20 protein-coding genes are annotated in these 23,321 nt (G+C 73.1%); 12 read left to right on the top strand and 8 right to left on the bottom strand.

What is annotated here, in order from left to right; translation table 11 throughout:
* Window positions 1-37 precede the first annotated feature (37 nt).
* A complete protein-coding gene (locus tag QHG49_RS07530; RefSeq protein ID WP_301488021.1) occupies window positions 38-1,633 on the top strand; it encodes an IucA/IucC family siderophore biosynthesis protein in 1,596 nt (531 codons plus the stop codon).
* 38 nt (window positions 1,634-1,671) lie between these two features.
* Here the strand turns inward: QHG49_RS07530 and QHG49_RS07525 are convergent, their stop codons facing one another.
* Entirely contained in the window at window positions 1,672-2,493 is an 822-nt protein-coding gene (locus tag QHG49_RS07525) for a CAP domain-containing protein (protein WP_301488019.1), read from the bottom strand.
* Window positions 2,494-3,595: 1,102 nt separating this feature from the next.
* Here QHG49_RS07525 and QHG49_RS07520 point away from each other — a divergent pair.
* A complete protein-coding gene (locus QHG49_RS07520) occupies window positions 3,596-3,763 on the top strand; it encodes a hypothetical protein (RefSeq protein ID WP_301488016.1) in 168 nt (55 codons plus the stop codon).
* 77 nt (window positions 3,764-3,840) lie between these two features.
* On the opposite strand, the gene QHG49_RS07515 is transcribed toward QHG49_RS07520, so the two are convergent.
* Window positions 3,841-6,870, bottom strand: coding sequence for a BTAD domain-containing putative transcriptional regulator (locus QHG49_RS07515; protein WP_301488014.1), 3,030 nt, complete (start codon window positions 6,868-6,870; stop codon window positions 3,841-3,843).
* 343 nt (window positions 6,871-7,213) lie between these two features.
* Between QHG49_RS07515 and QHG49_RS07510 the strand changes: the two genes are divergently transcribed.
* Window positions 7,214-8,128, top strand: coding sequence for a HipA family kinase (locus tag QHG49_RS07510; RefSeq protein ID WP_159706202.1), 915 nt, complete (start codon window positions 7,214-7,216; stop codon window positions 8,126-8,128).
* A gap of 68 nt (window positions 8,129-8,196) precedes the next feature.
* Here the strand turns inward: QHG49_RS07510 and aceB are convergent, their stop codons facing one another.
* Together aceB and QHG49_RS07500 are read right to left on the bottom strand one after the other, a co-directional pair.
* Window positions 8,197-9,822: a malate synthase A gene (gene aceB, locus QHG49_RS07505; protein ID WP_301488011.1), complete on the bottom strand. Its 1,626-nt coding sequence runs from the start codon at window positions 9,820-9,822 to the stop codon at window positions 8,197-8,199.
* A 204-nt stretch (window positions 9,823-10,026) separates the two neighbouring features.
* Window positions 10,027-10,635: an NTP transferase domain-containing protein gene (locus tag QHG49_RS07500; protein WP_145486411.1), complete on the bottom strand. Its 609-nt coding sequence runs from the start codon at window positions 10,633-10,635 to the stop codon at window positions 10,027-10,029.
* Window positions 10,636-10,693: 58 nt separating this feature from the next.
* Here QHG49_RS07500 and QHG49_RS07495 point away from each other — a divergent pair, with 58 nt between their 5' ends.
* Window positions 10,694-11,140: a DUF5955 family protein gene (locus tag QHG49_RS07495; protein WP_301488008.1), complete on the top strand. Its 447-nt coding sequence runs from the start codon at window positions 10,694-10,696 to the stop codon at window positions 11,138-11,140.
* On the opposite strand, the gene QHG49_RS07490 is transcribed toward QHG49_RS07495, so the two are convergent.
* Both QHG49_RS07490 and QHG49_RS07485 read right to left on the bottom strand, forming a co-directional pair.
* Window positions 11,107-11,709 carry an HD family hydrolase gene (locus QHG49_RS07490; RefSeq protein ID WP_301488006.1) on the bottom strand — a complete coding sequence of 201 codons (603 nt, stop codon included), beginning with the start codon at window positions 11,707-11,709 and terminating at the stop codon, window positions 11,107-11,109. The two genes, QHG49_RS07495 and QHG49_RS07490, sit on opposite strands and share 34 nt — an antisense overlap.
* Before the next feature lie 53 nt (window positions 11,710-11,762).
* Window positions 11,763-12,557, bottom strand: a complete 795-nt coding sequence (locus tag QHG49_RS07485; protein WP_145486408.1) for an IclR family transcriptional regulator — start codon at window positions 12,555-12,557, stop codon at window positions 11,763-11,765.
* A gap of 284 nt (window positions 12,558-12,841) precedes the next feature.
* Between QHG49_RS07485 and allB the strand changes: the two genes are divergently transcribed.
* The 4 genes from allB to QHG49_RS07465 all read left to right on the top strand — a co-directional run bounded on the left by allB (window position 12,842) and on the right by QHG49_RS07465 (window position 17,970).
* A complete protein-coding gene (gene allB, locus QHG49_RS07480) occupies window positions 12,842-14,179 on the top strand; it encodes an allantoinase AllB (protein ID WP_301488002.1) in 1,338 nt (445 codons plus the stop codon).
* Window positions 14,180-14,255: 76 nt separating this feature from the next.
* Window positions 14,256-15,371, top strand: a complete 1,116-nt coding sequence (gene alc, locus QHG49_RS07475) for an allantoicase (RefSeq protein WP_301488000.1) — start codon at window positions 14,256-14,258, stop codon at window positions 15,369-15,371.
* 402 nt (window positions 15,372-15,773) lie between these two features.
* The gene (locus QHG49_RS07470; protein ID WP_301487998.1) at window positions 15,774-17,102 is read left to right on the top strand and encodes a globin domain-containing protein; all 1,329 of its coding nucleotides are present in this window, start codon (window positions 15,774-15,776) and stop codon (window positions 17,100-17,102) included.
* A gap of 58 nt (window positions 17,103-17,160) precedes the next feature.
* Window positions 17,161-17,970, top strand: a complete 810-nt coding sequence (locus tag QHG49_RS07465; protein ID WP_159706210.1) for an AIM24 family protein — start codon at window positions 17,161-17,163, stop codon at window positions 17,968-17,970.
* A 28-nt stretch (window positions 17,971-17,998) separates the two neighbouring features.
* On the opposite strand, the gene QHG49_RS07460 is transcribed toward QHG49_RS07465, so the two are convergent.
* Window positions 17,999-18,496, bottom strand: coding sequence for a GNAT family N-acetyltransferase (locus QHG49_RS07460; RefSeq protein ID WP_301487995.1), 498 nt, complete (start codon window positions 18,494-18,496; stop codon window positions 17,999-18,001).
* Window positions 18,497-18,546: 50 nt separating this feature from the next.
* Here QHG49_RS07460 and QHG49_RS07455 point away from each other — a divergent pair, with 50 nt between their 5' ends.
* The 3 genes from QHG49_RS07455 to QHG49_RS07445 all read left to right on the top strand — a co-directional run bounded on the left by QHG49_RS07455 (window position 18,547) and on the right by QHG49_RS07445 (window position 21,122).
* Window positions 18,547-19,125, top strand: coding sequence for a TetR/AcrR family transcriptional regulator (locus tag QHG49_RS07455; protein ID WP_301487993.1), 579 nt, complete (start codon window positions 18,547-18,549; stop codon window positions 19,123-19,125).
* A 168-nt stretch (window positions 19,126-19,293) separates the two neighbouring features.
* Entirely contained in the window at window positions 19,294-19,698 is a 405-nt protein-coding gene (locus tag QHG49_RS07450) for a ribonuclease domain-containing protein (RefSeq protein WP_159706216.1), read from the top strand.
* A 227-nt stretch (window positions 19,699-19,925) separates the two neighbouring features.
* Complete coding sequence (locus tag QHG49_RS07445) at window positions 19,926-21,122, top strand: cytochrome P450 (protein ID WP_301487992.1); 1,197 nt, start codon at window positions 19,926-19,928, stop codon at window positions 21,120-21,122.
* 127 nt (window positions 21,123-21,249) lie between these two features.
* On the opposite strand, the gene QHG49_RS07440 is transcribed toward QHG49_RS07445, so the two are convergent.
* Window positions 21,250-22,278 carry a Gfo/Idh/MocA family oxidoreductase gene (locus QHG49_RS07440; protein WP_159706220.1) on the bottom strand — a complete coding sequence of 343 codons (1,029 nt, stop codon included), beginning with the start codon at window positions 22,276-22,278 and terminating at the stop codon, window positions 21,250-21,252.
* Window positions 22,279-22,396: 118 nt separating this feature from the next.
* On the opposite strand from QHG49_RS07440, the gene QHG49_RS07435 reads away from it, so the two are divergent.
* The gene (locus QHG49_RS07435; RefSeq protein ID WP_301492733.1) at window positions 22,397-23,146 is read left to right on the top strand and encodes a GntR family transcriptional regulator; all 750 of its coding nucleotides are present in this window, start codon (window positions 22,397-22,399) and stop codon (window positions 23,144-23,146) included.
* Window positions 23,147-23,321 lie beyond the last annotated feature (175 nt).

Here is a 23,321-nt window from a genome sequence, read left to right as displayed (position 1 = left end):
CCACCGAAGCCCGAAGAAGAACGCCGCCGAAGAACGAATGGATCGCGTGGACCTCAAGCCTCCCGCAGCCGCCCCCGGCCGGCTCGCCGACGCCTATGCGGCCGCCCCCCTGCTCAACTGCCTGCTCCGGGAGGTGGCCGAGCCGCTGCCCGGCGCCCCCGGGGAGCGGCCGGTCCACCGGCTGCCCGACACCGGACGGCTGCTGCGCGTGCGCCCCGGCCGCCGCCCCGCCGACCCCGAGGTGTTGACGGCCGGCGCCTGGCACCGCGTCGGCCATCCCGAACTGGTCAAACTCGTCGCCGAGGAACTGCGCCGGCACACCGGGCTGCCCGGCGGCGACCTGCCCGCCGAGATGATCGACAGCCGTGAGGCCGTCGCCGCGCTGCTCGCCGCCCGCGCGCGTACGGCTCCGCCCGCCGACCCCTATCTGCGCTCCGAGCAGTCCCTGATCACCGGCCACCCCTACCACCCGGCGCCCAAGGCGCGCGGTGGCGGCCCGGTCGCGTCCTGGCTGCCGTACGCCCCGGAGGCGCACGCCCGCTTCCCGCTGGTGCTGCTCGGGGTGCGCGAGGACCAGGTGGCCGAGGAGGGCGACACCCGCGCCCTGGACGCCCTGGGCAGCGCCCCGCCCGGTTACCGGCTGCTGCCCGCCCACCCCTGGCAGCTCGACCTGGTCGCCGACACCCTCGCCCCCGCCTTCGCCGACGGCCGTCTCGTACGGCTGGGCACGACCCCCTTCGACACCTGGCCGACGGCCGCGATCCGCACGGTGTACGAGCCGCGGGCCGACCTGTTCCTGAAGTTCAGCCTGGACGTGCGGATCACCAACGACATCCGCCGGCTCTGGCGCCACGACCTGCGGCGGCTGTGCCGCACCGACAGCGCCGCGGGGCGCGCCTTCACCGCGATGAGGGCGCCCGCCGCGACCGGGGCGACCGCCACGACGGGGGCATCCGGTACGACGGGGGCATCCGCTACGACGGGGGCATCCGCTACGACGGGCATGTCCGCCGCGTGGCTCGCCGACCGGGGCCATCGCACCGCGTCCTTCGCGTACGAGGAGCTGGCCGTGGTGGTCCGCGACGGGCTGCGCGACCATCTGCTGCCGGGCGCCGTGCCACTGCTCGCCGCGGGACTTGCCGAGGGCTTCGACGGCAGCCCGCTCGCCGCGACCGCCGACCCCGCCGCCTGGTGGGAGGCGTACCTGGGGCAGGTCGTGCCGCCCGCGCTGACCGCGTTCGACGCGCACGGGGTCGTCCTGGAGGCGCATCTCCAGAACACCCTGGTCGCGGTGGACGCCTCCGGTATGCCCGTACAGGCGCTGTTCCGGGACGCCGAGGGCGTCAAGCTGCTGACGGAGATCCCGCGCGCCGCGGGCTGGGAGCGGCTGGTCTACTGCCTGCTCGTCAACCACCTCATGGAGATCGCCGGCGCCCTGGCCGAGCGGCATCGCGGGTACGACCCCTGGCCCGCCGTGCGCCGGTCACTGGCCCGGCACGACCTGCCCGAGATCCCCGCCCTGCTCGGCTCGCCGACCCTGCCGGGCAAGACCAACCTGCTGCTGCGGTGGACGGGCGCGGACGGGGCGGACGCGCGGTATCGGCCGCTGCCCAACCCGCTCGCCGGCCGCTGACCCGGCGTCCGTACGGCTCACCGGAGAGGCGGTGGCGGCTACCGGGCCGTGCCGAAGTCCTGTGTCCAGTAGCTGCCGGGCTGGGCGAGACCGACGCCGATCTCCTGGTAGCCGCAGTCGAGGATGTTGGCCCGGTGGCCGGGGCTGGACATCCAGCCCGCCATGACCTCGGCGGCGGTCGAATACCCGTACGCGACGTTCTCGCCGTACGCGCTCCATGTGTACCCCGCCTGCGTGATGCGGGTGCCCGGGTCGGAGCCGTCGGAGCCGGTGTGCGACATGTTCTGGTGGGCCGCCATGTCCGCGCTGTGCGCCTGCGCGGCCTCGGTGAGCTTCGCGTCGAGCGTGAGCGGCCGGCAACCGGCCTTCGCGCGCTCGGCGTTGACCAGCTGCACGATCTGCGCGGTGACGCCGGACGCGGCGGTGGCGGACGGCGTGGCCGTCGTCGGGGTGCTCGACGCGGTGGGGGCGGGCGCCGGGGCGTCGGTCTGCTCGGGCTGGGCGGCCGGGGGCGTGCCGCTCGGCCGCGCGGCGGCCGGCGCGGCGGTGGTGAGCGGGGCGCCGGGTGTCTTCGCGAGATGGCGGGGGTGAGGGTGGTGCGCCCGCTGCTTCGGTACGGCGAGGGATATGCCCGGCTGCCGGGGTATCGCCGGCTGTCCCGGCGTGGCCGTGTCCGTAGTGGGCGCGGGCGTGTCCGCCGACCCGAGAGTGGTGGCGCCGGTGGCGGACGCGCTCTGGTCCGCCGTACCGGACGGCCAGTTCGCGCAGGCCAGTGCGGCGGACGGCACGCCCACCGTGCCGACCGCGACGGCGCCGATGACCATGCGCCGGAAATACTGCGTCTTGCGATGCTTGCCCATTGTGTGAACCTCGCTCGGTGATCGCCGAGCGCCCAGTCTCAGCACGGGCCGCAGAGGACCGCAACGAGCCCTCCTACTACCCGGCCTCGTAGCCACGACGGCCTCTTGTCAGACGCCCGCGAAGGTGCCGACTTCGCGATCGCGACGTTCACTGTCACCCGGTGCCCCGTCAGGAGGGCGCCCGCAGGGACGAATAGGGAGAGGTGTCCCGCGTTCCGGGAGCGGTCGCTCCCGAAGCGGCTCGCGTCGATGCCAAGACGGACAAATCCTATATGTCATCGGACAGTCGCCTACTATGCGGGACCCTTAGTGGCTGATCCCGTGTGAGGGTTGTCACGCGGGTGGCCGGCCACCCGGCACCCTCACCCGCACGCCCTGGGCGGCAACTGATCCCGCTCGCGAACGAGTCCGGTTTGTCTGGAGTCCGCACCGCCATACGCGTTGCCTCGTTCGGCCTGACGCGGTCGTGCCGGCCGGGGGCGGGTCGGATACCGGTCGACCACTCCCCGGCGGCGGCCGGTGCTCAGCATGCGTCCCGGCGGCGGGTGACGGCGAGGGCCGCCTCGTGCTCGGGGTCGGACGGCCGTGTCGCGGACGGAGCAGGGGGGAGGGGCTGCGGTTCGGGGCGGCCGCGTAGTACCGCGACGGCGTGCGCGAGGTCGTCCGCATCACCTGGAGCGCGCCCTCCCGTGAGGTGAGCACGCAGAGGCGGACCGCGTCGTCCCGCACTCCTCGGCCAGGGCCCTGCTCGACATGACGGAGCACGAGAGCGGGCCCGCCCACACGGTGGTCGTCCGCACCGGCAGGGGCCCGCGCGCGCTGTCGTGCCGGCTCGGCGGTACGACCGTGACGGCCGCCGGACCGGGCACGGACCGAGCCGATACCGACTCATCCGCACCACCCGCATCCCCCCGCCCCACCCGCTCGTTCCCGCCCCGCCGGTCCGTTCCCGTCCCACCCTCCCGGATTCGCTTCCGTCCCTGGTCAGAGGCCGTTTCCGGGCGTTACCCGCGGGCGGTAACGGAGCGGGATCCTCGCGGGATCGCCCGTCTCCATATTCGAGGTGTCGGAAAGACCGGAGACACTCCAGGGGGCGGACAACATGGCTCGTAAGCTCACCAACTCGATCCGGATCGCCGTGGCCGTGGTGGCGCTGGCGCTGGGCGCCGCGGCGGCCGAGGCAGGCCACATGGACACGCAGCGGCACGGCCACCACGTGACGGCCGAGGACAAGGGCCCGACCGTCACCACCCCGGTCGTGGGCGCGTAGTTCCCGGCTGTCGGCGGTACGACGGTGCGTGTGGTTCCCGGACCGTCGGCGGTACGACGGTCAGCTCTGTACGGCGGTCAGGTGCGCCGGGCGTTCGGGGGGATGCCCATCGCCGAGAACAGTTCCTCGGCCTGCGCCGCCTGCTCGGCCGCCCACGGTTCGTCGCCCAGTGCCGCCGCCGCGGCGGCCAGGCCGGCCAGGGCGTAGGCCTCCTCGACCCGGTGGCCGACGGAGGACGCCAGTTCATGTGCGCTGCTGTGCAGGGCGAGGGCGGAAGCGTACTCCTGCTTCCGCCGCAGCACCCGGCCGATCACATTCTCCAGCTTCGCCTGGCGCAGCGGCGAGGAACCCGCCTGGGCGAGGGCCAGGGCACGGTCCGCGAAACCGGACGACTCGTTGGGCCGGTCCAGGCGCTGGGCGATGTCGGCCGACAGCGCCAACGTCATCGCGACATGGCCCTGGTCCATCGACTCGTCGCACAACTGACGGGCGAGGGCCAGTGTTTCATCGGCCTCCGCGTAGTCGCCGAGGCCCGTCTGCGCCAGGGCCAGATCGGTGAGCGCCACCAACCTCCCGCCCTGGCGCCCGAGTTGCTCGGCGAGCCGCATCGCGCGCAGGGCCGCCTCGGCGGCCTCCTGGTACTTGCCCCACTGCTCGTACAGGGCGCTCAGCGCGGTGAGGCTCTCCGCCTCGGCGCGAGGCGATTCGAGTTCGCGCTCACAGGTGATCGCCCACTGGAGGTGGGCGAGCGCCTCGGGGAAGCGGCCCAGCAGGCTCTTGTACAGGCCGAGCGTGCTCTCGGTGTGTGCCTGGGTGTGCCGGTCGCCCAGCCGGGCGGCGACGTCCCGGCCCTCCTCGGCGACCTTGACGCCCTCCTCGTAGCGGCCGAGCTTCCAGCAGGCGACGCCCAGGTTGGACAGGCTGACGCCGAGCAGGTCCAGGTCGCCCAGGCGCCGGGCGGCCGTGACCGCGAGACGGCACAGCTGCGCGAACTCCTGGAGGTGGCCGCGTGCGTTGAGGTGGAAGACGAGATTGCGGGTCAGGCACACCGCGTGCCGGTCATGGCCGGACCGCTCGGCCAGGGTGACCAGGGACAGCAGCCCCGGGTGCTCGCGGGAGAACCAGACCTGCGCCAGCTTCTCGTGGGTGAGGTCCGGGAGCGTGGCCGTGGACGGCGGGATCCCGGTGGGCCGGCGCCTGCGCCCGGGGAACAGCACCTCGCAGGCCGCCTCGGTGGCCGTCAGGTAGTAGTCGAGCAGCCGCTCGACCGCGGCCCCGTCGTCCTGCGCGGCCGGCTCGCCGCCGAGGCTCCGGACGAAGCTGCGCACCAGGTCGTGCATGGTGTACAGGCCGATCTCCGGTTGCAGCACCAGGTGCACGTCGAGCAGCCGTTCCAGGGTGTCCTCGGCGGTCCGCACGTCCATGCCGAGCAGGGCGGCCGCCGAGTACACGTCGATGTCCCCGCCGGGGTGCAGGGCGAGGGTCCGGAAGGCGGTCCGGGAGTCCTTGTCCAGGGCCTGGTACGACAACCGCAGCGTCGCCGCGATGCTGCGCTCGCCCAGGCTGAGTTCGTCCAGCCGCCGGGTCTCGTCCCGCAGCCGCTCGACCAGGTAGGCCAGGGTCCAGCGGGGGCGGTTGCGCAGCCGCGCCGTCGCGATGCGCAGGGCGAGCGGCAAGTACCCGCACAGGCGGGCCAGTTCGGCGGCGGCCTCGGGCTCGGCGGACACCCGCTGTCTGCCGAGGATGTCCTCGATCAGGGTGGCGCTCTCCGCGGGGGACATCAGGCCGATGGAGATCCAGTCGGCTCCGTCGAGGTCCACCAGCCGGGCCCGGCTGGTGACGAGGAGGAGGCACTCCGGGGAGGCGGGCAGCAGATGCAGGATCGTTCCGGCTTCGGTGGCGTTGTCGACGAGGACCAGGACCCGCTTGTTTCTCAGGGTCGCCCGCCACAGGGCCGCGCGCCCGGCGTCGTCCTCCGGCAGCTGCTGGCCGGGGCCCGGTACGCCCATGGTGCGCAGCACGGAGGCGAGGGCCGCGCCGATGGTGACGGGCTGCTCGCCGGGGGTGTATCCGCGCAGGTCGATATGGATCTGGCCGTCCGGGTAGGCCGCGGCGAGCCGGTGCGCGGCCCGTACCGCCAGGGTGGTCTTCCCGCTGCCGCCCATGCCGTCGATGGCCACGATCCGGGTGGCCCGGCCGTCCTCGTGCCGCGCGTACCTCAATAACTCCTGGAGTTCACGGTCCCGGCCGGTGAAGTCGGCGAGGTCGTGCGGGAGGGTGGCGGGCGCCTTGATCTCGGGGGCGGCCGGGAGGGCGACGGGGGCTTCCCAGGACTTCGGCGCGGCGGCGAGTTCGGGGCTCTCCCGGAGGATTCCCTCGTGCAGCCTGGTCAGTTCGGGGCCGGGGTCGATGCCGAGTTCCTCGCCGAGGAGCCGGCGGGCCTCGGCGTACTCCTCCAGCGCGGCGGCCTGACGGCCGGACCGGTACAGCGCGAGCATCAGCTGGCCGCGCAGGGTCTCGCGCAGGGGGTTCTGGTGGACGAACTGGCGAAGGTCGACGACGAGTTCGGCGGACTCGCCGAGGCCGAGCCGCAGGTCGAAGAGCTGCTCGGCGGCGGCCAGCATGCGCTCCTCCAGCATGACCGAGGCGCGCTGGATGACCGGAGTGCCCTCGCCGGAGAGCAGAGGGCCGCGCCACAGGGCCAGGGCCGCCTGGAGCGCGTCGACGGTCCGGGCGGGGTTCTCGGCGGCCAGGGCTTCCTTCGCGGTGCGCAGCCGGGCGTCGAACTCGGCCAGGTCCAGCTGGGACTCGGTGACCACGACACGGTAGCCGGGGCCCTCGGTCACCAGGGTCTCGCTGCCGCCGGGTATGCGCCGGCGCAGATCGGCGACGGCTTTGCGAACCTGGTGGGGAGCGGTCGCGGGCGGGTCCTCGTCCCAGACGGCCTCGACGAGCCGGGAGACGGGCAGCATCTTGCCGGACTCCAGCAGCAGCATGAGGAGCACCCGCTCCTGGATCGCCCCGCCCAGACGGAGTTTGCTGCCGCCCTCCCACACCTCCAGCGCGCCCAGCAGATCGAATCTCAGTGGCCCCCCATCACCTGCCACCTTGGATCCCCTCACCGGTCGGAGTCATGGATCTCACTGTCCGTATGATCATATGTCGTCCGTGAAACGGGCGGTAGTGTGGTGTAGACCAGTAGCGGTGAAGGGCGAAGGCCGGAAACGCCGCCGCCTTTCCTCCTGCCATTCTGCCCGCGCATTGCCTGAACGGCCCTTGGTTCGGGACCAAAAAACGCAGAGACATGTCATACGTCATCGCTTCAGCGAAGGCGGGAATTGTGGCGACGCAGCCCTATTGAGGGCACGAAGCAGGAGCGCGCCGAGCCCCCCCCTCGGTCTATGCTCACCCCGTGGCACGCAGGGCGGAAGAGGCTGGTGACGTAGGGACATGCTGAGAGAGGTCACCGCGACCCGCTACATCGAGCCCCTGCGCTCCGGCGGCTCGGTCCCCGGGATCGTCGAGGCCGACGACCTGGGCACGTACGTCGTGAAGTTCACCGGTTCGGCACAGGGGCACAAGGCGCTGGTCGCGGAGGTGATCGTCGGCGAACTGGCCCGCGCGCTCGGGCTGCGCTTCCCGGAGCTGGTCCTCGTGCACTTCGACCCGGCCGTCGCCGCCGCGGAGCCGCACCAGGAGGTGCGCGACCTGCACAGCGCCAGCGCGGGCGTGAACCTCGGCATGGACTGTCTGCCGGGCGCCCGCGACCTCACCCCGGAGCTGGCCCGCGACTTCCCGGTGGACCCGCTGGAGGCCGGCCGCGTGGTGTGGCTGGACGCGCTGACCGTCAACGTCGACCGCACCGTGCACAGCTCCAACCTGATGGTGTGGCCCACCCTCGGCACCGTGCCGCCCCGGCTGTGGCTCATCGACCACGGCGCCGCCCTCGTCTTCCACCACCGCTGGGACACCACGGCCCCGGGCAAGCGCTACGACTTCCGCCACCACGCCCTCGGTTCGTACGGCCCCGACGTCCGCGCCGCCGACGCCGAACTCGCCCCGCGCGTCACGGAGGAGCTGCTGCGCGCGATCGTCGCCGAGGTGCCGGACGCCTGGCTGGCCGAGGACGCCGGGTTCGCCACGCCCGACGACGTACGGGACGCCTACGTCGGCCACCTCCTGGCCCGGGTGCGGCTGTCGGCCGAGTGGCTGCCCACCGACTTCCCGAGCCGCGAGCAGGTCGCCGCCGAGGAGGCCGCCCGCGCCGCCCGTACCCAGGCGGGCCGCCCGGACTGGCTGAAGCAGGTCCCCGATCTGCACGGCAAGCCGGCCGTGGAGCACGACGGGGCGGTCCATCTGCGCTGACGGGCCCGGGTCAGACGCCAGGGTGGCCCGGGGACGGAACCCCGAGCCACCCGGAGACCCCTGGGGGCTCAGCCCCTGAGCTGCTCGTACGCCGGCAGTGTCAAAAAGTCGGCGTAGTCCTCGTCCAGGGACACCCGCAGCAGCAGGTCGTGCGCCTCCTGCCAGTGCCCGGCGGCGAACGCCTCCTCGCCGGTCTCGGCGCGGATGCCGTCGAGTTCCTCGGCGGCGATCCTGCGGGCCAGCTCGGGCGTCGCCTTCTCGCCGTTCTCGAACTCGACGCCCGCGTTGATCCACTGCCAGATCTGCGAGCGGGAGATCTCTGCGGTGGCCGCGTCCTCCATCAGGTTGAAGATGGCGACCGCGCCGAGGCCGCGCAGCCACGCCTCGATGTAACGGATGCCCACCTGCACGGCGTTGACCAGACCGGCGTACGTCGGCTTCGCCTCCAGCGAGTCGACGGCGATCAGGTCGGCGGCTGCCACGTGCACGTCCTCGCGCAGCCGGTCCTTCTGGTTCGGCTTGTCGCCGAGGACCCGGTCGAAGGACTCCATGGCGATCGGCACCAGGTCGGGGTGGGCGACCCAGGAACCGTCGAAACCGTCGTTCGCCTCGCGGTCCTTGTCGGCGCGGACCTTCTCGAAGGCCACCTTGTTGACCTCCGCGTCCCGGCGGGAGGGGATGAAGGCCGCCATGCCGCCGATCGCGTGCGCGCCGCGCTTGTGGCAGGTGCGCACGAGGAGTTCGGTGTAGGCGCGCATGAACGGGGCGGTCATCGTGACCGCGTTGCGGTCCGGCAGCACGAACTTGGGCCCGCCGTCGCGGAAGTTCTTCACGATGGAGAACAGGTAGTCCCAGCGTCCCGCGTTCAACCCCGAGGCGTGGTCGCGCAGTTCGTAGAGGATCTCTTCCATCTCGTACGCCGCCGTGATGGTCTCGATCAGCACGGTGGCGCGGACGCTGCCCTGCGGGACGCCCACGTAGTCCTGCGCGAACACGAACACGTCGTTCCACAGGCGTGCTTCGAGGTGCGACTCGGTCTTCGGCAGGTAGAAGTACGGGCCCTTGCCGAGGTCCAGCAGCCGCTGCGCGTTGTGGAAGAAGTACAGGCCGAAGTCCACCAGCGCGCCCGGCACCTGACTGCCGTCGGCGGCCACGAGATGGCGCTCGTCCAGGTGCCAGCCGCGCGGGCGCATGACGACGGTGGCCAGCTCCTCGTCCGGTCGCAGCGCGTACGACTTGCCGGACCTCGGGTCGGTGAAGTCGATGTCCCGCGTGTAGGCGGCGATCAGGTTGAGCTGGCCGAGGACGACGTTCTCCCAGGTGGGCGCGGAGGCGTCCTCGAAGTCGGCGAGCCAGACCCGGGCGCCCGAGTTGAGCGCGTTGATGGTCATCTTGCGGTCGGTGGGCCCGGTGATCTCGACGCGCCGGTCGTTCAGCGCGGCCGGGGCCGGGGCGACCCGCCAGGAGTCGTCCGCGCGGATCGCGGCGGTCTCGGGCAGGAAGTCGAGCGTGGAGGTGCGGGCGATCTCGGCGCGGCGCTCGGCCCGGCGGGCCAGGAGTTCATCACGGCGCGGGGTGAACCGCCGGTGCAGCTCCGCCACGAAGGCGAGCGCCGCGTCCGTGAGGACCTCTTCCTGCCGGGGCAGGGGCTCGGCGTCGACGATGGCCAGCGGGGACGGCGCTGGTGCGGACATGAGCTGTCACTTCCTTCAGCGGTGGCACCACGTGCCAAGTGGCACGAACGGGATGAATCGCGCCCGCTGTGCGGCCGGACGCTTCTGAGCAGTGGATACTAGTTTCCTCATTGTGGAACTTCAATGGTTTGTTGATGTCGAGATTCTCCGGGTCGAGGCAAGCTGACGCCGGGTGCCACCGATCCCGGCCGACGACACCCCCGTTCATTCGAGGTGGCTCAGGTCGGCCTCGGTGTCGATGTCGTACGGCCGCGCCACATCCGCGCACTCCACCAGCCGGACGGCGCCCTCGTGGGCCTTCAGGTAGGCGCGGGCGCCCCGGTCGCCGGTGGCGGCTTCCGCGATCCCCGCCCAGTGGGCGGCCCCGAACAGCACGGGATGCCCGCGCGTCCCGTCGTACGCGGCCGAGACCAGCGCGTTCTCGCCGTCGTACGCCCCAAGGACCCGCGCCACCGCCTCGGGCCCGATGCCCGGCTGGTCGACCAGCAGGACCAGGGCCGCCCGTGCGTCCGTCCGGGCGAGGGCGGCGAGGCCCGCGCGCAGCGAGGAGCCCATGCCCTCGGCCCAGCGCGGGTTGTCGACCAGGACGCAGTCGCCCAGGTCCGCCCGCGCGCGCACCTCCTCGGCCCGCGCGCCCAGCACCACATGGATACGCCCGGCCCCGGCCGCCCGGAGCACCCCCACCGCGTGCTCGACCAGTGGCCGCCCCCGGTGTTCCAGCAGTGCCTTGGGCCGTCCGCCGAGCCGTCGGCCGCCCCCGGCGGCCAGCACGAGAGCGGCGACCCGGGCGGCGGGGTCCTCGATGTCCGTCATGGCTCCTGCATACCCGACGGCGGCCCGGCTTTCAGGATTCCGCGGGCTGAATTTCGGCATGCCCCATGGCGCTCGCCGGGCCGGGTGGCGTTTACTGGCCCGCGCACGACGGCGTGGCTGCCTGGGGAGGGCTGCTTTGCGGAGCTTGGGGCACAGGCCGGTGACCGGCGGTGAAGAGGATCCGAGGGTGACGGAGCTGCGCACGGCGGTGTCCCGGTTACGCCGCCAACTGGCCGCTCTGCGCACGGACTTCCCGGACCGGGCGACAGCGGAGGACGAACTGGCCGCGCTCGCCGCCATGACCTCCGGCGGCTCCCCGGAGATACCCCGGCTGCGCGGCTCGCTGCTGCTGCTCGCGGGCGCCATCGGCTCGATGAGCGCCCTGTCGGGGGCCCTGCGGGAGGTCAGGGCGGCGGTGGACCTGTTCGGGGAACCCGCGCGCCGGGGCCAGGAGTCGCTGCCCCGCCCGGATCACTCCTCCGACGCGAACAGCCCCCGCTCCTGAGCCTGTTCGCGGATGCGGCGGTACAGCGCGGTCAGCGTCCCGCGCACCCCCACCCGGGGCAGCTGGAGCCGGTCCAGCGCCTCGGCGCCGGCCGGCATGTCGTGCCGGCCCTGACCGGTGAGCGGGCGCATCAGGGCCGGGTCGAGCCGGTCCACCCCGCGCACCAGACGCGCCTCGGGGGTGCCGCTCTCCTCGTACTCGTGCCACAGGTCCGGGAACTCGGCGGCGAGCGGACCGGGCAGCGCGCCGTACCGCCGCCGCGCGACGGCCTCCTCCGCCCGCGCCTTCTGGTCCCGGTCGCCCGCACTCCAGGCCGAGGGGTCGCCGGTGTCGATCTCCACCAGGTCGTGCATCAGGCACATCTTCATCATCCGCGCCAGGTCCAGCGACCGGCCGCTCTCCCGCTCGAACTCGCCGTGCAGCAGCCGGCGGACCAGCGCCAGATGCCAGGAGTGCTCGGCGGCGCTCTCCCGGCGGTCCGGGGTGGCGTTGTCGTGCCGCTCGACATCGCGGAGCCGGGCGGTATGGGCGACGGCGTCGAACAGGTCGCGCGGCCCGGGTTCTCGCATCGGTGGCTCCCCTTCCCCGGCGGCAGGGCGGACGGGACCGGTGCCCGGGGACCCTACATGCCGGAACTCGCCAGCGACCGGGACAGCTCGGCCGCGACCTGCTGGAGCACCGGCACGATCTTGTCCGTGGCGTCCTCGGTCACCCGGCCCGCCGGGCCCGAGATGGAGATCGCCGCGGCCGTCGGGGAATCCGGTACGCAGACGGCGAGGCAGCGCACCCCGACCTCCTGCTCGTTGTCGTCCACGGCGTACCCCTGCCGCCGCACCTCGGCCAGCGCCGCGAGGAAGCCCTCCGGTGTGGTGATGGTCCGGTCCGTCGCCGCGGGCATACCGGTACGGCCCAGCAGTGCCCGCACCTCGTCGTCCGGCACCGCCGAGAGCAGCGCCTTGCCCACGCCCGTGGAGTGCGGCAGCACCCGCCGGCCGACCTCGGTGAACATCCGCATCGAGTGCTTGGACGGCACCTGTGCCACGTACACGATCTCGTCGCCGTCCAGCAGCGCCATGTTCGCGGTCTCGCCGGTCTCCTCCACGAGCCGCGCGAGGTACGGCCGCGCCCAGGTGCCGAGCAGCCGGGACGCCGACTCGCCGAGCCGGATCAGCCGGGGGCCGAGCGCGTAGCGCCGGTTGGGCTGCTGGCGCACATAGCCGCAGGCGACCAGGGTGCGCATCAGCCGGTGGATGGTGGGCAGCGGCAGTCCGCTGGTCGCGGACAGTTCGCTGAGGCCGACCTCGCCGCCCGCGTCCGCCATCCGTTCCAGCAGGTCGAAGGCGCGCTCAAGGGACTGGACCCCGCCACCGCCGGAGGCCTTGGCGGATTCGGGGGTGCTGGCGCTCGACGTCGGCACGGCACGTTCCTTTCGGGGCGAACGGAGGGCAGCAGCCTACCCGGCGGACGGTTGACTCCCCGCTTGTGCGGAGCTACATTCTGTCTACTGGAATTCTAATTCCGCTTTGTGGAAACGTCCAGGGTGTCACCCTCCCCCTCTCGCCGGGCGGACGCCCCTTGACGGCGCCGAACCGGGAGTGAAGACTCCTTCAACAGAACGTTGAAATCCGTTTCGTGGCTGTATATCCCGTTCCCCGGGCATGAAGACCCGGGCGTCCGACGGCGGTACAGAAAGGGGTCCGGGTGTCCGACGCTGAACTGGTGCTGCGCTCCAGGCGTGTCATCACCCCGGAGGGGACACGGGCCGCCACGGTCACCGTGTCCGCCGGGACGATCACGGCCGTACTGCCGTACGACACCGAGGTCCCGCCCGGCGCCCGTCTGGTCGACGTCGGCGACGACGCGCTGCTGCCCGGCCTGGTCGACACCCATGTGCACGTCAACGACCCGGGCCGCACCGAGTGGGAGGGCTTCTGGACCGCCACCCGCGCCGCGGCCGCCGGCGGCATCACCACCCTCGTCGACATGCCGCTCAACTCCCTGCCGCCGACCACCACCGTCGAGCATCTGCGGATCAAGCGGGACGTGGCCCGGGACAAGGCGCACATCGACGTCGGCTTCTGGGGCGGCGCCCTGCCCGACAACGTCAAGGACCTGCGCCCGCTGCACGACGCCGGGGTCTTCGGCTTCAAGGCGTTCCTGTCCCCGTCCGGGGTGGACGAGTTCCCGCACCTCGACCAGGAGCAACTCGCCCGCTCCCTCGCGGAGATCGCCGGCTTCGGCGGCCTGCTGATCGTGCACGCCGAGGACCCGCACCACCTGGCCGCCGCCCCGCAGCACGGCGGCCCCCGCTACGCCGACTTCCTCGCCTCGCGCCCCCGCGACGCCGAGGATACCGCCATCGCCGCGCTGATCGCCCACGCCCGCCGCCTGGACACTCGGGTGCACGTCCTGCACCTGTCCTCCGGCGACGCGCTGCCGCTGATCCGCGCCGCCCGCGCCGACGGCGTCCGGATCACCGTGGAGACCTGCCCGCACTACCTCACCCTCACCGCCGAGGAAGTCCCCGACGGCGCCAGCGAGTTCAAGTGCTGCCCGCCGATCCGCGAGGCCGCCAACCAGGACCTGCTGTGGGCCGCGCTCGCCGACGGCACCATCGACTGCGTCGTCACCGACCACTCGCCCTCCACGGCCGACCTGAAGACCGGCGACTTCGCCACCGCCTGGGGCGGCATCTCCGGCCTCCAGCTCAGCCTCTCCGCCGTGTGGACCGAGGCCCGCAGGCGCGGCCACACCCTGGACGACGTCGTGCGCTGGATGTCCGCGCGCACCGCCGCCCTCGTCGGACTCGACGCCCGCAAGGGCGCCATCGCCCCCGGCCGCGACGCCGACTTCGCGGTCCTCGCCCCCGAGGAGACCTTCACCGTCGACCCGGCCGGACTCCAGCACCGCAACCGGGTCACCGCGTACGCGGGCCGCACCCTGCACGGCGTCGTCAGGTCCACCTGGCTGCGCGGCCGACGCATCGTCGCCGACGGCGAGTTCACCCCGCCGAAGGGCACGCTGCTCGACCGCCCCTGAGCCACGGCCCCGGCCACGGGGTGACCCGCAGACCCATCCGGCCGACCCCGACTCCCGAGAGGAAGCACTGATCACCGTGACGGCGACATCAGGTTTTACCGGCGACGCGCACCCCTACGGAGGCGGTGACCCGTACGCGGACTACCGCACCGCCGACTTCCCCTTCACCCAGTACGCCAACCTCGCCGACCGCCGCCTCGGCGCCGGTGTCGTCGCCGCCAACGACGAGTTCTTCGCCCAGCGGGAGAACCTGCTGGTGCCCGAGCGCGCCGAGTTCGACCCCGAGCACTTCGGGCACAAGGGCAAGATCATGGACGGCTGGGAGACCCGCCGCCGGCGCGGCGCCAGCACCGAGGACCCCTGGCCCACCGCCGAGGACCACGACTGGGCCCTGATCCGCCTCGGCGCCCCCGGGGTGATCCGCGGCATCGTGGTGGACACCGCCCACTTCCGCGGCAACTACCCGCAGGCCGTCTCCGTCGAGGCCGCCTCGGTCCCCGGCTCGCCCTCGCCCGCGCAGCTGCTCGGCGACGACGTGAAGTGGACGACCCTCCTCGCGCGCACCCCCGTCGGCGGCCATGCCGCGAACGGCTTCGCCGTCTCCGTGGAGCAGCGCTTCACCCACCTGCGCGTCAGCCAGCACCCCGACGGCGGCATCGCCCGGCTGCGCGTGTACGGCGAAGTCGTCCCGGATCCCGCGTGGTTGGCGGTGCTCGGCACCTTCGACGTGGTCGCCCTGGAGAACGGCGGCAGCGTCGAGGACGCCTCCGACCGCTTCTACTCCCCGGCCACCAACACCATCCAGCCCGGCCGCTCCCGCAAGATGGACGACGGCTGGGAGACCCGGCGCCGCCGCGACCGGGGCCACGACTGGATCCGCTACCGGCTCGGCACCCAGTCCCGCATCGGCGCCGTCGAGATCGACACCGCGTACCTCAAGGGCAACAGCGCGGGCTGGGCATCGGTCTCGGTGCGCGACGGCGAGGACGGCGAGTGGCGCGAGATCCTGCCCCGCACCCGCCTCCAGCCCGACACCAACCACCGGTTCGTGCTGCCGGAAGCGGCCGTCGGCACCCACGCGCGCATCGACATCTACCCCGACGGCGGCATCTCCCGGCTGCGCCTGTACGGCTCCCCGACCGAGGCCGGGACGGCCCGACTGGCCGCGCGGCACCAGGAACTGGGCGGCTGACACACCGTCACACGGATCGAGGGGCGGGCACCGCGGGGAGGCGGGCGCCCGCCCCTCGTGCTGTCCGCGGTGCGTGCCGCCCGTACAGCGAACCAGCAGGTGGTGGGGGGTGAACAGGGCCGAACGGCCCCATCGGACAGGGCCGGACGGCGCCGGGCCCGCGGTGCAATACTGGCTCGTCTTCCGGCCGGACCTCCGGCGCCGTGAGGCACGGGTCCACCGCCACCGTCTTCTTCCAGCGGTGAACTCGCGCACGGCGCAGGAGAGTTGCGCGGCGCCATGACCAGGCACACCGCGCGGGCCACGCGAAGACGGCGCCGAGAGGGCGCGCCGACGACCGCCGGGTACGGGGCCGGGCACGGGCGGGCGGCGCGCGACGTACCGCAGGGAGAGAGCCAGTCCGTGAACACCACCAGAAGCGACGGCCACGACGAGTACCACGCCCTCCTCGCCCGGCGGGACGCGATGCGCCTGCGCCAGCAGCTCCTGTCCCCGTCCGCCCGTCCGGACGCGGGCACGGGAACCCGGCGGGCCGGTGCGCGAGCCGCTCACGGGCAGCCGTACGACGGCGCCGCCGACCAGCGGATCATCACCCGCCAGCTGCCGCTGGTCACCCCCTTCGCCAAGCTCATCGGGCATCTCTACGACGCGATGTTCGAGCGCCACCCCTATCTGCGCTCGCTCTTCCCCGACTCCATGGAGTTCCAGCGGGTCCATCTGGAACGGGCCTTCTGGTACCTGATCGAACACCTCGACCGGCCGCAGGAGGTGGCCGACTTCTGCGCCCGGCTCGGCCGCGACCACCGCAAACTCGGCGTCCAGCCCGTGCACTTCGAGGTGTTCGAACAGGCGCTCGCCGAGGCCCTGCGGCGCAGCGCGGGCGCGCGCTGGAGCGAGGAGATGGAACAGGCGTGGCTGCGCATGGTGCGCTTAGCCGTCACGGCCATGGTGGACGGCGCGGCGGGCGCGCTGGCCGAACCGCCGTACTGGAACGGCACGGTCACCGCCCACGAGCTGCGCGGCCCCGACCTCGCGGTGCTCCGGGTACGCCCCGCGGAACCGTTCCCCTACGAGGCCGGCCAGTACACCCGGATCCAGACCCCGCTGCTGCCGCTGACCTGGCGGCCGTACTCGATCGCCTGCGCGCCCCGCCCGGACGGCGAACTGGAGTTCCACGTCCGCCGCACCGCCCCCGGCGGCGTCAGCGACGCGCTGGTCACCGGCACCCGCGCCGGCGACCAGCTCCGCCTCGGCCCCGCCCAGGGCTCCATGGTCCTGGACGGCGACCCGGCGCGGGACGTCCTGATCGTGGCCGGCGGCACCGGCTGGGCCACCGCCCGCGCCCTGCTCGAAGAGCTGTCCCAAAGCCCCCTGCACCGCGGCACCCACCTGTTCGTCGGCGCCCGCACCCTGGACGAGCTGTACGACACCGCCGCCCTCGCCCGCCTGGAGAAGAGCTGCTCCTGGCTGCGGGTCGTGCCGGTGATCGGCGAGGAGTCCGGCGCCGCCGAGAGCGGCTCGGTGGCCGACGCGGTGGCCCGGCGCGGCGACTGGTCCGGCCACACCGCCTACGTCAGCGGCCCGCCCATGATGGTCACCGCCACGGTGTACGGCCTGACCGCGCTGGCCCTGCCGCCCGACCGCATCCACCACGACCCGGTCGACGGCACCCTGCCCCCGGCCGCGCGACCGTCCCGGGCCGGGGCACCGGCGGCGATCACCGGAAGGTGAGCCACGCCACGCGCGCCGCCCCGGAACTCTTCCCCCCTCCTCCCGCGTTCTTTCGGACGTGACCCTTCAGCAAGAGATCGTCGGCAACGCCATGCAGATGGCGGTCGTCAACCTGAACCCCGGCCAGACCGTGTACTGCGAGGCCGGGAAGTTCCTGTTCAAGACCACGAACGTGACCATGGAGACCCGGCTGTCCGGCCCCTCCGGGAGCGGCGGGCAGCAGGGCGGCAGCGGCGGCATGGGCGGCCTGCTGCGCCAGGCCATGGGCACCGCCATGCAGGTGGGCCAGCGGATGCTCGCGGGCGAGTCGCTGGCCTTCCAGTACTTCACCGCGCAGGGCGGCCAGGGCACGGTCGGCTTCGCGGGCGTGCTCCCCGGCGAGATGCGCGCGCTGGAACTCGACGGGCACCGCGCCTGGTTCGCCGAGAAGGACGCGTTCGTGGCCGCCGAGTCCTCGGTGGAGTTCGGCATCGCCTTCGCGGGCGGCCGCACCGGCATGAGCGGCGGCGAGGGCTTCATCCTGGAGAAGTTCACCGGGCACGGCACCGTGATCATCGCGGGCGCGGGCAACTTCATCGACCTCGATCCGGCGGACTTCGGCGGCCGCATCGAGGTGGACACCGGCTGCGTGGTCGCCTTCGAGGAGGGCATCCAGTACGGCGTCCAGCGCGTGGGCGGCCTCAACCGTCAGGGCGTCATGAACGCCGTCTTCGGCGGCGAGGGCCTCTCCCTGGCCACCCTGGAGGGCAACGGCCGCGTCATCCTCCAGTCCCTGACCATCGAGAGCCTGGCCAACGCCCTGAAGAAGGCCCAGGGCGGCGACAAGCAGGGCCCGACGGGCGGCCTGTTCTCCACGCACGCGGGGTGAGCGCCGAGAGTCCGCGTGCGCGGGGAGGTCACAGAGCGCGCCGCCACGTCTGGCCGACCAGGTCGTGGCCGAAGCTGTGGTGGGCCTCCGCCGCGACCGGCTCGAAGCCGTGCGCCTCGTAGATGCGGCGGGCCGTCTTCAGTACGTCATTGGTCCACAGCGTGATCGCCCCGCACCCGGCCTCGCGCGCGAAGCGCAGGCATTCCTCGACCAGACGGGTGCCGAGACCGAGCCCGCGCGCGGCGGGGTCCACCAGCAGCAGGCGCAGCTTCGCGGTGCCCTCGTCGTCCCCGGGCGCGCAGAAGACGCAGCCGGCCCGCGCCCCGTCGACCTCGGCGATCCACGCCGCCCGCGGTCCCGGGCCCGCCGCGCGGGTGTGGTCGGCGACGATCCGGGCGACCAGCGCCTCGAAGTCCGCGTCCCAGCCGAACTCCCGGTCGTACAGCTCACCGTGCGCCATCACCACCCAGCCCAGGTCCCCGGGCCGGCCGAGCGGACGGACGACCACCTCGTGTTCCGTCGCCATCGGGACCACCCACCTCTCACTGAAACGACTGTTTCAGTACACTAACCCGGGTGGCCCGATCCGAAGCAACCCCTTCTCCGCGCCGGCAGGAACTGCTGGAGGCGGCGTACGCCCACGCGCTGCGCAGCGGCCTGGCCGGTCTGTCCCTGCGCCCGCTCGCCGAGGAGATCAAGTCCTCCCCGCGGGTGCTGCTGTACCTGTTCGGCAGCAAGGACGGCCTGGTCCGGGCCCTGCTGGCGCGGGCCAGGGCCGATGAGCTGGCCGCCCTGCGACGGCTCGCGGCCGCGCGCGATCCGGCGGCGGGGCTGGGGCCGGTCGCCCGCGAGCTGTGGCGCTGGCTGTCCGAGGACGCCCACCGCGGTCTGCTGACGCTCTGGGTCGAGAGCTACGCCCGCTCCCTCGTGGAGCCCGACGGCCCCTGGGCCGGATTCGCGAGCGACACGGTCGGGGACTGGCTCGCCCTGCTCGCCACCAGCCAGGGGCCCGGGGTGCGCGACACCGAAGCGGGCCTGGCCCAGCGCACGTTCGTGCTCGCCGCCCTCAGGGGAGCCCTGCTGGACCTCCTCGCCACCGGCGACCTGGAGCGGACGAGTGCGGCGGTGCGCGACCTGCTGGCCGCGGTGGAGTGACCCCGGCGCACGACCGGTGGCGCACCGCACATTCGGTGGCTTATATGTGACCTTCTTGTGGGCCTCCCGAGGAGGAAGGTGAACTCGTTGAAAAACACGGTTACCTGCGGGGGAATTCCACGGTGTTGTCGTTGACATGTCCTTGTCTACGCGCGTCATCATGGCGGCATGCGAATCCCCCCACGCGCCGCTCGTATCGGCGCCGCTGCCGCAGTCCTGTCCGCACTCCTCGTCGGCGGCACCGTCTCCGCCACCACGGCGGACGCGTCCGTCGTCTCCGCCGCCTCCGTCGGCAGCATCTGCCACAGCGACCTGCCGTCGCAGGCCGACGACACCCTCGACCTCATCGCCCAGGGCGGCCCCTATCCCTACTCGCAGGACGGCACGGTCTTCTCCAACCGCGAGGGCGTCCTGCCCAGCCGGTCCTCGGGCTACTACCACGAGTACACCGTGGTGACCCCCGGCGCCCCCACCCGCGGCACCCGCCGCATCATCACCGGTGAGCGCAGCCAGGAGGACTACTACACCTCCGACCACTACGAGACGTTCGACCTGATCGACTTCGACTGCTGAACCACCGCCGGACAACAGCTGATCCGCACCGAGCCCCGCCCCGCGGCCCCACCCCACGTGACGGCCGCGGGGCGAGCCGTGTCCGGCCGCCCGGCACATCGTTTCCGGCCATCTCCCGCTTTCCGCACGGCATTTCCGCGCGGCCGGGCACCATGCGGCCACCGTGCGCGTTCTCCAGGCACCGGGATGCGCCCGGACGGCCTCGGGGGGAGTCCGGAAGGGGAGTCATGGACCGACAGGCAGTGGATCTGGGGGAGTTCGGGGACGCGTTCCGGCGCGACCCCCATCCGGTGTACGCCATGCTGCGCGAGCGGGGCCCGGTGCACCGGATCCGGATACCCCACGCGGACGAGGACTACGAGACCTGGCTCGTCGTGGGGTACGAGGAGGCGCGCGCCGCCCTCGCCGACCCCCGGCTCGCCAAGGACGGCACGAAGATCGGCGTGACCTTTCTCGACCAGGAGCTGATCGGCAGAGATCTGCTGGCCACCGACCCGCCCCAGCACACCCGGCTGCGCGGCCTCGTCACCCGGGCCTTCACCATGCGCCGGGTCGAGCAACTGCGCCCGCGCGTCCAGCGGATCACCGACGAGCTGCTGGACGAGATGCTGTCGCCGGGCAGCGCCGGCCGCGCCGACCTCATCGCCGCCCTCGCCTACCCGCTGCCCCTCACCGTCATCTGCGAACTGCTCGGCGTCCCCGAGATGGACCGCACCGAGTTCCGCAAGATCTCCACCCAGGTGGTCGCCCCGACCGACCACGGGTCCGAGCGCGAGGCGATCGACCGGCTCGGCGAGTACCTCACCGAACTGATCGAGGACAAGCGCCGCTCCGGGGTCACCGGCGACCTCCTCGGCGACCTGGTCCGCACCACCGCCGAGGACGGCGACCGGCTCTCGGCCGAGGAGCTGCGCGGCATGGCCTTCCTGTTGCTCATCGCGGGCCACGAGACCACGGTCAACCTCATCGGCAACGGCGTCCTCGCCCTGCTCACCCACCCCGATCAGCTCGCCGCCCTGCGCGCCGACATGAGCCTGATCGACGGCGTGGTCGAGGAGACGCTGCGCTGGGAGGGCCCGGTGGAGAACGCCACGTTCCGGTACGCGGCCGAACCGCTGGAGCTCGGGGGCGTCCGCATCGAGAAGGGCGAGCACGTGATGGTCGGCCTCACCGCCGCCCAGCGCGACGGCGCCCGCTTCCCCGCCCCCGAGCGCTTCGACATCCGCCGCGACACCCGCGGCCACCTCGCCTTCGGCCACGGCCTCCACTACTGCCTGGGCGCACCCCTGGCCCGCCTGGAGGGCCGCGTCGCCCTCTCCGCCCTGCTGGAGCGCGCCCCCGGCCTCGCCCTGGACGGCCCGCACGACGAGTGGCTGCCGGGCATGCTGATGCGCGGCCTGCGGACCCTGCCGGTGCGCTGGTAGGGGGGAGGAGCGGCGGGCGGCCGTACGACGCGGGCGTGAACGCGGACGCCGTACGGCTCGCACCCGGCCGTACGGCTCGCGCCTTACCGTCGTACGACCGCCCCGCGACCGCCTCCCGTACGGCCTCTCAGCCGCCCCCGGCCGTGGGTGCGGGCGCCGCCGGAATCTCCGCCATCGCCACCGCCCGCCGCTCCCGCCGCGAGATCTCGCACGCCTCGGCGATCCGCAGGGCCTGGAGGGCCTCGTGGCCGTCGCAGGGGTTGGCGCGCTCGCCGTGCAGCACCTCCACGAAGGCGCACAGCTCGGCCTCGTACGCGGGCGCGAAGCGTTCCAGGAAGCCGGTCCAGGGCTTGTCGGCGGGCGGTGGCCCGGTCGGTTCGGTGGAGGCGAGCGGGGTGCGGTCGTCCAGGCCGACCACCACGGTGTCGCGCTCCCCGGCCAGCTCCATACGGACGTCGTAGCCCGCGCCGTTCACGCGGGTCGCGGTCGCGGTGGCCAGGGTGCCGTCGTCCAGGGTGAGCAGCGCCGCGCCCGTACAGGCGTCGTCCGCCTCGCGGAACATCGCGGATCCCGTGTCCGAACCGGCCGCGTAGACGTCGCTGACCTCCCGGCCCGTCACCCAGCGCAGGATGTCGAAGTCATGGATGAGCGTGTCCCGGAACAGCCCGCCGGACAGCCGCAGCCAATCGGCCGGGGGAGGGGACTGGTCGCAGGTCAGGGCCCGTACGGTGTGCAGCCGGCCGAGCCGCCCGGCGCGCACCGCCGCGCGCGCCCCGGCGTACCCCGCGTCGAAGCGGCGCTGGAAGCCCATCTGGAGCACCGTCCCGGCCGTCGCCACCTCGGCGAGCGCCTGGAGCGTGCCCGGCAGGTCCAGGGCGATCGGCTTCTCGCAGAAGACCGGCAGCCCCGAGCGCGCCGCCCGGCCGATCAGCTCGGCGTGGGCCGCGGTCGCCGTGCTGATCACCACCGCGTCCACGCCCCACCGGAAGATCTCGTCCACCCCCGGCGCCGCCGTCTCGCCCAGCCGGTGCGCGAGCAGCTGCGCCCGCGCCGGATCGGCGTCCGTGAGGATCAGCGAGCCGACCTCGCGGTGGCGGCTGAGGGTGTTCGCGTGAAGGGTGCCGATGCGGCCCGTACCGATGACCCCGATGCGCATGGAAACAAAGTGACGGCGCGGCCCGCCCCCTGTCAATTCATATGTCAGGACAACCGGACTTCACGACTTCCCGTCAACTGCGCACGCGGCTACGCTCGGGCCCGTGCCGAAACCAGATGTGGACCCGACCGTCGCGCTCGAACTCCGCGTGGACCGCGGTTCGCCGGTGCCGTTGTACTTCCAGCTGTCCCAGCAGCTGGAGGCCGCGATCGAGCACGGAAGCCTGACCCCCGGGAGCCTGCTGGGCAACGAGATCGAGCTGGCCGCGCGGCTCGGCCTGTCCCGGCCCACCGTCCGCCAGGCCATCCAGTCCCTGGTCGACAAGGGGCTGCTGGTGCGCCGCCGGGGCGTCGGCACCCAGGTCGTGCACAGCAGGGTCAAGCGCCCGCTGGAACTGAGCAGCCTCTACGACGACCTGGCGGCGGCCGGCCGGCGCCCCACGACGAAGGTCCTGGTCAACACGGTCGTCCCGGCCACCGCCGAGATCGCGGCCGCGCTCGGGACCACCGAGGGCGGCGACGTCCACCGCGTCGAACGGCTCCGGCTCGCGCACGGCGAGCCGATCGCCTACCTGATCAACCATCTGCCGCCCGGCCTGCTCGACCTGGACACCGCCCAGCTGGAGGCCACCGGCCTGTACCGGCTGCTGCGCGCCGCCGGGATCACCCTGCACAGCGCCCGCCAGTCGATCGGCGCCCGCGGCGCCACTGCCACCGAGGCCGAGCGGCTCGGCGAGGCCGACGGCGCCCCGCTGCTCACCATGTGCCGCACCACCTACGACGACACCGGCCGCGCCGTCGAGTACGGCGACCACACCTACCGCCCGAGCCGCTACGCCTTCGATTTCCAGCTGCTCGTACGGCCCTGAACGCCTCGGTCGTTCGTCGCATTGTCCGGACAAGGTGACCGGAATCTCCTCCCCGGCCGTCCGCCCGCCGGCCCCGGTGACCGATACTGAAGTGTTTGGGGCTGGTGAGATCGCCGCCGGGACACACCCACGGTGAGGTCGCCCGCCCCATCCGCACATCGGAGCAAGGACAGCT

Source organism: Streptomyces sp. WP-1 (assembly GCF_030450125.1).
Lineage (GTDB): Bacteria > Actinomycetota > Actinomycetes > Streptomycetales > Streptomycetaceae > Streptomyces > Streptomyces incarnatus.
Note: the sequence above shows the minus strand (reverse complement) of the source record. Positions and strands in the feature narration are given on the sequence as shown.

Coding starts and splice junctions, on each gene's coding strand:
- QHG49_RS07530 (WP_301488021.1), top strand. CDS start 38: ATGGATCGCGTGGACCTCAAGCCTCCCGCAGCCGCCCCCGGCCGGCTC.
- QHG49_RS07520 (WP_301488016.1), top strand. CDS start 3,596: ATGGCTCGTAAGCTCACCAACTCGATCCGGATCGCCGTGGCCGTGGTG.
- QHG49_RS07525 (WP_301488019.1), bottom strand. CDS start 2,493: ATGGGCAAGCATCGCAAGACGCAGTATTTCCGGCGCATGGTCATCGGC.
- QHG49_RS07460 (WP_301487995.1), bottom strand. CDS start 18,496: ATGGCGACGGAACACGAGGTGGTCGTCCGTCCGCTCGGCCGGCCCGGG.
- QHG49_RS07495 (WP_301488008.1), top strand. CDS start 10,694: ATGCCCCATGGCGCTCGCCGGGCCGGGTGGCGTTTACTGGCCCGCGCA.
- QHG49_RS07450 (WP_159706216.1), top strand. CDS start 19,294: ATGCGAATCCCCCCACGCGCCGCTCGTATCGGCGCCGCTGCCGCAGTC.
- QHG49_RS07440 (WP_159706220.1), bottom strand. CDS start 22,278: ATGCGCATCGGGGTCATCGGTACGGGCCGCATCGGCACCCTTCACGCG.
- QHG49_RS07510 (WP_159706202.1), top strand. CDS start 7,214: ATGCTGAGAGAGGTCACCGCGACCCGCTACATCGAGCCCCTGCGCTCC.
- QHG49_RS07490 (WP_301488006.1), bottom strand. CDS start 11,709: ATGCGAGAACCCGGGCCGCGCGACCTGTTCGACGCCGTCGCCCATACC.
- aceB (WP_301488011.1), bottom strand. CDS start 9,822: ATGTCCGCACCAGCGCCGTCCCCGCTGGCCATCGTCGACGCCGAGCCC.
- QHG49_RS07500 (WP_145486411.1), bottom strand. CDS start 10,635: ATGACGGACATCGAGGACCCCGCCGCCCGGGTCGCCGCTCTCGTGCTG.
- QHG49_RS07445 (WP_301487992.1), top strand. CDS start 19,926: ATGGACCGACAGGCAGTGGATCTGGGGGAGTTCGGGGACGCGTTCCGG.